Annotated in this window: 5 protein-coding genes and 1 pseudogene; 3 read left to right on the top strand and 3 right to left on the bottom strand. The window is 48.5% G+C overall.

The annotated features are described in order from the left end of the window. Positions 1-431: pseudogene (locus QUB12_RS13680) on the bottom strand (RNA-guided endonuclease TnpB family protein); the annotation flags it as partial. A gap of 41 nt (positions 432-472) precedes the next feature. On the opposite strand from QUB12_RS13680, the gene QUB12_RS13675 reads away from it, so the two are divergent. Then, positions 473-613, top strand: coding sequence for a hypothetical protein (locus tag QUB12_RS13675; protein ID WP_333301139.1), 141 nt, complete (start codon positions 473-475; stop codon positions 611-613). An 85-nt stretch (positions 614-698) separates the two neighbouring features. Here the strand turns inward: QUB12_RS13675 and QUB12_RS13670 are convergent, their stop codons facing one another. Beyond that, complete coding sequence (locus QUB12_RS13670; protein WP_333147207.1) at positions 699-4,103, bottom strand: DNA methyltransferase; 3,405 nt, start codon at positions 4,101-4,103, stop codon at positions 699-701. Positions 4,104-4,177: 74 nt separating this feature from the next. Between QUB12_RS13670 and QUB12_RS13665 the strand changes: the two genes are divergently transcribed. After that, positions 4,178-4,666 (top strand): RusA family crossover junction endodeoxyribonuclease, encoded by a 489-nt coding sequence (locus QUB12_RS13665; protein WP_333301137.1) that lies wholly within the window; start codon positions 4,178-4,180, stop codon positions 4,664-4,666. Beyond that, positions 4,663-5,337: a hypothetical protein gene (locus QUB12_RS13660; RefSeq protein ID WP_333147209.1), complete on the top strand. Its 675-nt coding sequence runs from the start codon at positions 4,663-4,665 to the stop codon at positions 5,335-5,337. The genes QUB12_RS13665 and QUB12_RS13660 overlap by 4 nt, the downstream gene beginning before the upstream one ends. A 75-nt stretch (positions 5,338-5,412) precedes the next feature. On the opposite strand, the gene cphA is transcribed toward QUB12_RS13660, so the two are convergent. Continuing rightward, the gene (cphA, locus tag QUB12_RS13655; RefSeq protein ID WP_333147211.1) at positions 5,413-8,127 is read right to left on the bottom strand and encodes a cyanophycin synthetase; all 2,715 of its coding nucleotides are present in this window, start codon (positions 8,125-8,127) and stop codon (positions 5,413-5,415) included. Between the last annotated feature and the right edge of the window lie 224 nt (positions 8,128-8,351).

Here is an 8,351-nt window from a genome sequence, read left to right as displayed (position 1 = left end):
TTGACCGTCCCCTCTATCTCTCTGGAATTCCAATACTGATAAACGCGATTCCCAATCTTAATTCGATTGCCGCCTAATAATTTGTAGCCAGCTTGCTTGAGAGTGAACGATTTGTATCTGCGAACTTTCTTGAATCCGGGAGGTCTAACTCCTTTCTTGTGATGCTTAAAGAACAGTTGATAGGCTTTCTCAATGCGTTGACAGATATCCTGTACAGCCTGAGATCCAACCTGTTGCCAGAATGCTTTACGCTTTCTGAGTTTGGCGATATGACTTTGAAGTTTGCTGCAATTCAAGTGCTTACCCCACATCCGGTAGTACCGTTTGTGAAGTGCAATGCAATGGTTATAAATCACTCCGGCAGCATTGATACTTCGCTTGAGGTGTTTATTTTGGTTGCTTTGATATAGCTTGAACTTCAATGTTTTCATGCTAAATATGATAACATAATAGGTAGCAATTGGGTAGCCAAATGGTCAGAGAAAGATTAAGTATTCGCATTGTCGTGAGTCGGCTAGAGAAGTTGCGGAGAATTGCCAAACAGAAAGAAAAAACAATGACCCAACTTGTAGAAGACTGGATTGATAAACTTAAAGAGGAAAAGCCGTCCTAGAAGGACGGGGCTTTAAACCCAGTTTTCCGGTAAGGGCGATCGCCTTCAAACCCCCTAGCGTAAGCTACAAGTTTTTGCAATTCCATCAGGTTGGGAGATACCAATATTGCACGCCACCTTCATTATGACTGAGCAAAATACCCAAATCTTCCAGGCTTTCCAGACAGTCGAGAATGACTTTTTGTTTGCGGCTGGCTGCTTTGAAATGGGCGGTGACTTGGGCGGCTGTCCATTCGCCGCTTTGGGTGCGGAATAAGTCGCGGATGGCCCAAAGTTGCTCTTTGAGGGTTTTGGGGAAAGGTTGTTGTTCCGTGGGTGTAATGGCGGTTTCGGTTTCGGTGGTGATGCCTGCAAGGGATGGTTGGATGTAGGTTTCGCCTGGGGCTTGGTAGTCGGGACGCAGCCAGCGAATGTGTCCGTTGCGTTCTTCCTCGGCGCGTTGGGCGTTGAGGGTGACGAGGTTTTCCAGGATTTGGTCGTCGGTGAGGGTGGGTTCCCAACCATAGGCGGCAAATACGGCGGCATCGAGTTCGTCGTGGATTTGTTTGAGGGTGGAGACTAGGGCTTTTTGGTTGAAGGCTTTGTCTTTGTCGTCGAGGGGTTCGCCTTTGCGGAGTTTTTCGAGGAGGTTGTACATCGCGGTGATGGTGACTTCGGGGTGAGTGGCTTGGACTCGTTTGCGGTGGCTGTCGAGGCGTTCTCCGAGTTCGCGGATGGTTTGTTTTTGGGTGTCCGTGGGGTCTGGGAAGGGGAAAGGGTCGAAGCATCGAGTTTTGTTGTAACGAGGTCTATCTTCTAATGTTCCGCCTGCTGCCAGCGACCAAGTAACATGAACTCGACTAGAAAGAACTCCTAAGAAATAAGCATCATCAAGGGCGATCGCAATCAACATATTATCAGGTATTACTTCACGGGGAAGAAAGACGAATACTCTATGCTTCGCAGTCTCTACTGTAGCAATATAACGCTGTAGTCCCTTTAGTGCTGGTCGAAGTTCAGTTCTGGGACGACCAAATATCCACCAGTTTTCTCGGAGGCTCTTATCACGGTTAGTATCTCGTTCAGGTTTAACTTTATCCAACACCCATTGGAATGCTTTTGGATATAGTTCTTGAGCTTTATCAGCTTTTAAGCCAAATAAATCAATGACGCGCACATTGCGAGAATTTTGCATACAGTCTCGTCCATTAATGTATGGGAAAAGAACCTCAGACTCAATCTCTCCAAAGTCAGATTGCTCGACAATAAACCCGGAACTAAATAGCATAACACCGCGACTGGATATCCTATCATTAGCCAGAAGTTGTTGAGATTGAGTTAAATCAGAACCCGCTAGAAGGTTACTAAAAATTAGCCCTACATTCTGCAACTGCACTTGAACTTGCTCTGCTGAGTCTTCCGGTGTCTCTCCCTCACACTCAGCAACTACTGTACCAAATTCGGCAATCCTTACAGGGTTTTTGAGGTCATCTAATTCACCTGCTGTAATTGCAATTCTGACTGCTGCCCCTCCATCAATCCAAGGGTGATCGGGAATAGCAAAAATTAATCTGGTTGGAATCTTTTGCGTAAAATGAAAATCCAGAACTTTCCGCTGCCGAACTTGGCGAATACTGTTTGTGGTAATAAACCCAAAGCGTTTAATTTTGCTCGCTCTAGTTAGTTCCGCTGCCTTGTGCCACCAGTACATGACGAAATCCACAGTATCCGGTACATCCTTATAGACTTTCCTCAACTTTTCTGCATATCCATCTCCCAACATTTCCCGCATTCTCGCATTGCCAATAAACGGCGGATTCGACACAATATAATCCGCCTCCTGCCACTGGGCCGCCCTCGGATTCAAATACCGATAAATTGTTACTTGGTTTGTCGGATCGGGAATATTTTCCCCCGTCACCGGACTTTTCATCATCCGTCCACCCCAACGAGTTCTCACCTTCCCCGCCGCATCCACATCCGGTTCTATTCCGTCATAGGCCAACACCGCATCCCGGCATTCAATATTGTTGTACTCCCGCAACACCGGTTCGATCGGCGGAATATCGCCAAACCGCCGAAAATGCCACTGCAAATACCCAATCCAAATCACCAAATCTGCGATCGCCGCTGCCCTAGGATTGATCTCAATCCCCAAAAACTGACTCGGATTAACTTGAGCAATATCTAACCGCAACTGCGCCGATCCGGTGACATCTTCCAAGCGCCGCAACACCTCCGATTCCAACCCCTTCAACAAATCCAACGTGACATAAAGGAAATTCCCCGATCCGCACGCCGGATCGAGAATCTTCACCTGTTGTAACTCCGTCAGAAATGCTTCTAAAACTGAGCTCGCCTTTTTCCTTTGATTTGCAGTCGGTTCCGATTCCCCCGCGTTGAGCAACTGTTTAACCTCCGCTTGTACCGCAATCCAGCGATCGCCCAAAGGTTCCATCACCACAGGCTTTACCAACCTTTCCACATAGGATCGCGGCGTATAATGAGCCCCCAACTTACTCCGTTCCCTCGAATCCAGCGCCCTTTCCAACAACGTCCCAAAAATCGCCGGTTCCACATTGCACCAATCCCGCTTCGCCGCCTGCAACAAAACTTCCAACTGCGCCTTTGTCAAAGCAAACGCCTGCGACTCGGCAAACAATCCCCCATTAAACCGCAACAGTTTGCCATGAAAGCCAAAACTCGTCCCCTCATTCATCGCCTCCCACAGCGCCTCTACCTCCGGCTTAAACGTCTTCGGATTGAGAATCCAGCGCGTTTCCAGCGCCTGCGTAAACAAATGTTCCTTCAGTAACCCCACATCCTCGGCAAACATGGTGAAAATACAGCGCATCAAAAACTGGGCGACTTGCTGCGGATCGACATTCGCCTCCATCCGCTTCGCCAACTCTGCCAAATCTGCCGCCACTTCCCGTGTCACCCGCGCCGCAATTTTCTCTGGATTGCGCTGCTGCGGATTGCTAAAAATATCGACAAACAAATCGAAAACATCGGCTTTCAGCAACTCGATTAGCCCGATTTCTCGCCGCGCCCCATAGCCGCCATAATCCCCGCTAAAACCCATCCATAATTCAAAATGATCGCCAATATCGCAAGTTAACAAAAACGGCGGTTTGCTGCTGAGACTGCGGGTATAGGCGATCGCCTGCACAAACGCTTTTTCCATCTCTCGCAAATAGGTATTTGTCCCCCGCTTGGCCGTTCCCTTTTTGCTAGTTGTTCCGCCCTGTTTTGCCTCGATTAAAAAATGCTCGGCTTTGTAAAAGTCAATAAACCCCGGAGTTACTTTGCCGCTGGGGTGAAAAATTTTGACATCTTTATCAAAGCAGTAGGGATCGTTGGGAATTCTGCCTTTATCAAAAGGGCGATCGACTCCCAGCGCATCGCACATTTCCGCAAAAAACAACTGGTAGTTTGCCCGTTCGTTACCGCTAGAACCTGCCCAGCGCGTAATGAATGTTTCGACACGCGTGCGATCGGCTTCATTCATGTTTCAACCCTGTTGCTTGCTTTTTCCTGATTCTATAATTAGATCGGTTTGAATTTTCGATTTATCTTGCGATTTTGGTTGGAAACTCTTGGAACCGATTACCCAGTGGGCGGCAGTTAAGAGGTAAAATAATCCCCAATCTTCTATTTAGAAACACTTTGGCGAGATTTGAGTTCATAGTAGATGGCCCACCAGTATCACAACAAGCTCGTAGGCGAGCTCTTCTTAAAGCTTGGAAAGTGACAGTGAGGCAAGAGGCTGAAAAATACTGGTCTTCGGAGCAGAAAACAGCTACTGGCCTAGTGATGCTTCAGATAACTTATTTCTACGATTCTGTTAAAATCGATGTAGACAACATAGTAAAGCCAATTCAAGATGCAATTATCGGGCTAGCCTATGTCGATGACGATCAAGTAACTGATGTTCTAGTCCGCAAGAGGAATTTATCAACTAACTTTAAAGTAGAAAATATGACCTCGATTCTAGCGGAAGGATTTGCCCGTGGTAATGAATTCTTGCACATTGTCGTAATTGATGCTCCTGACAAAGAGGTACTGACATGATCGCAACCCCAACTGCAAACATAGAAAGAGAGCAACTGCTGAAACTAGCAGAGGAGTATCGTGAGAAAGGTTATGAAATTTCATTTCATCCAAACTCTGAAGATTTACCGGACTTCCTTAAAAGCTATCGCCCGGATCTGATAGTGCGCCGGGGCGAAGAATCGGTGGTTATTGCAGTCAAGTCACGCGCTTCACTCAAGTCACCCTCTACTACATATCTACGTAATTTAGCCCAAGCAGTAGCAGAAAATCCCGGCTGGAGGTTTGAGTTAGTGATGACTAACTCGGAGGATGCAGTCGATATTTCCCAAGCTGAGGATTCTTTTCAAGAGCATGAAATAGAGTTGGGTTTGCAAGTCGCCAAGCAACTTGTAACACAACATCTAGAGTCAGCAATGCTATATTCTTGGTCTTTAGTTGAGGCAACTTTGAGGATTGTTGCCCATAAAGAAGAGCTAAGTTTGCAAAGATTAGAACCGCTGTATTTAGTGAAACAACTGACGGTTGAGGGCGTGATTTCTAAATCCGAATATCAGTTATTAATGAATGCGCTTTCTTTGCGGAACGCTATTGCTCATGGGTTTAAAACTACACAACTTACGCAAAATTCTGTGTGCGAACTGATTGAGGTTACAGAGAAAATATTGAAAGATAATACGGCGGTTGTCTAAAGCAAAAAGGTTGGGTTTCCTTTCGTTAACCCAACCTATTAATAATGTAATGAAATCAAAGTTCAGAGTTTAGCCTTAATTCACCACAGTCGGTTTTAAACTTTCCTGTGACTTCGATCGATCTAAACCATTTTGAACTTCCACAGATTCCTTAATCGGTTTCCGGGCTTCAATTAAACTCAGAGCTTTGTTGACACTTTCAGGTAAAATCACTACCAAACTGCCGGCTGGCGCCTCATCTAAAGCCTTGTTAACGGCCGTTGTTTCGTCGAGAATCAACTCGTATTCAACTTGAGATTTCTTTGCGGTTCCTGCAGAAATCGCCTCGGCAATTCCCTGGCAAATTAACTTTGCCACGGCACCGGGTTCTCGGCCGCGCCTGTCAATATCTTCTTTGACAAGAATACGATCGAACATCTCGGCCGAAAGTTTGCCCAGCGTGACAAAATCTTCATCTCGTCGGTCTCCGGGCGCGCCGACAACCCCGATCCGCAGTCCCGGCCAATTCAGCACGAAACTGCCCAAAGCTTTGTAGCTGTGGGGGTTGTGCGCGTAGTCGAGTAAAGCGTGATAGCTGCCCAAATTAAACAAGTTCATCCTTCCGGGAGTTTGACCGACGGATGCTTGGAAGCTGGACAAAGCAGCGCGAATATCTTCTATTTTCAATCCTTGGGCAAAAGCAGCCAAACAAGCTGCTAAAGCATTAGCAATCATAAACGGCGCGCGTCCGCCCATCGTCAGCGGCACGTTCACAGCCTGCTCAATTCTCAGCGTCCAATCACCTTTCAATATCGACAAATACCCATTTTCGTAAATCGCTGCCAGCCCGCCCGCAGCGGTATGTTTGGCAACCAGTTCGTTGTCCGGGTTCATCGAAAAATATGCAATTTGAGCCTTGACACGCTGCGCCATTTGTGATACCAGCGGGTCGTCTGCATTCAAAACTGCATAGCCTTTGGGCATTACCGACTCGACGAGGACACTCTTGAGTTTGGCAAGTTGTTCCACGGTGTCGATGTCGCCAATTCCCAAGTGATCTGCCGCGACGTTCAAGACGACGCCGACATCGCACTGATCGAAGCCGAGGCCCGATCGCAAAATTCCGCCTCTAGCCGTTTCCAACACTGCCACTTCCACCGTCGGGTCAGACAAAATCAATTGAGCACTCTGCGGCCCGGTATTGTCTCCGGTTTCTACCAAATAATCGCCGATGTAAGTGCCGTCGGTAGTCGTGTAGCCGGTAATCTGACCGGTCTGCTTGACAATGTGGGCTAGCAGGCGAGTGGTTGTCGTTTTGCCGTTGGTTCCCGTTACCGCTAAAATCGGCACCCGGCTGGGTTGAGGCGAGGGGAAAAGCATATCGAAGACGGCGCCGGCGACGTTGCGGGGTAAACCTTGACTGGGGGCGACGTGCATTCTGAAACCCGGTGCTGCGTTGACTTCGACGATGACGCCGTTGACATCGCGCAGGGGTTGGGAAATGTCGGGAGTTACTACGTCAATGCCGGCGATGTCCAAACCGATAATTTTGGCGACTCTGGAAAACAGCCAGACGTTTTCTGGGTGGATTTCGTCGGTGCGATCGACTGCAATTCCACCGGTACTCAAGTTTGCTGTCGCCCGCAAAAATACTCTTTCGCCGGCGGGCACTACCGAGTCCATCGCGTATCCTTGTTTTTCCAGCAAATCCAGCGACAATTTGTCGATCGTGATCCGGGTGAGTACGTTGTCGTGTCCGTCTCCTCGCTGCGGGTCGCGGTTTACTTCTTCAATAAGCTGTTCTACTGTAGACTTGCCGTTGCCCACGACGTTAGCAGGGACTCGTTCTGCGACTGCTATGACTTGCCCGTTGACTACCAATACTCTGTGGTCACGGCCGACGTAATAGCGCTCGACTATCACGCTTTTTGTTTTTGATGCGGCGCTGGCTAAGTCGTAGGCTTCTTCTGCTGCTTCCCAGGAATTGATGTCGATCGTAATGCCGCGGCCGTGGTTGCCGTCTAGGGGTTTGAGGACGATCGGATAACCGCCGACATCTTCGATCGCCCCGCGCAGTTCGTCCAAATAATGAATCACCGTTCCTCTTGGCACCGGTACACCGGCGCTGGCGAGGATATTTTTGGTACCTTCCTTGTCACAGGCAAGTTCTACTCCCAAAACTCCCGTCCGGTTGCTCAGAGTGGCCTGAATCCGCTTTTGGTGAACCCCGTAGCCGAGTTGAATCATAAACCGGGCGTTCAAAGGTATCCAAGGAATGCCGCGCGCTTCTGCTTCCTTGATCAGTGTTTCCGTGCTCGGCCCCAAAGCCGCCGACGCACCAAACTCTCTCAGGTCTCTCAAATCTTGGACTAATTCTGCTGCTGGATAAGTGCCTGTCTCGGCAATACTTTGGCACATCCGCACGCCCGCCCGGGCTGCATAGCGACCTGCTTGTTCGTTTTGATACTCGATTACTACTTGGTAAATGCCTGGGGTCGCAGTCTCGCGGGTGCGACCGAACCCGACCGGCATTCCTGCCATTTCCTGAAGTTCTAGGGCGACGTGTTCGATTACGTGTCCCATCATTGTGCCTTCTCTGACCCGTTGCAGGAATCCTCCCTGATGGCCTGGGGAACAGTGATGGTCGTTCAAACTCGGAAGTGCGGCGATCAACCCTTCGTAGAATCCAGGAATTTCCGCTGTGGTTTTATCTGCCCACTCCTCTAAATCCAGACGCATCAGGACGAGTTTCTGGCGTCGGATGCTCCAGTAGTTGGGGCCGCGTAAGGTCTGGATTTTAAGTATTTTCATGGCAGTTTGAGGGGTATGGGGCGCGAAATCTTATAGATAATTGGAGCATTTATTCAATTTCGATCTAGATTGCTCGATAAACTGTTCGCTGCGAACAGTTTGGGAGTGAATTTCCAGTTATGGGCTACCCAATTGAAAATTTCTGCTCCTGCGATCGGCTAAAAACAAGTACAGGTACATGGCTAGCAAAAACTCAAAGCCCGAAGCTAGAATTTTCTGTGGTT

The sequence above is a fragment of the Microcoleus sp. B7-D4 genome, assembly GCF_036705125.1.
Lineage (GTDB): Bacteria > Cyanobacteriota > Cyanobacteriia > Cyanobacteriales > Microcoleaceae > Microcoleus.
Note: the sequence above shows the minus strand (reverse complement) of the source record. Positions and strands in the feature narration are given on the sequence as shown.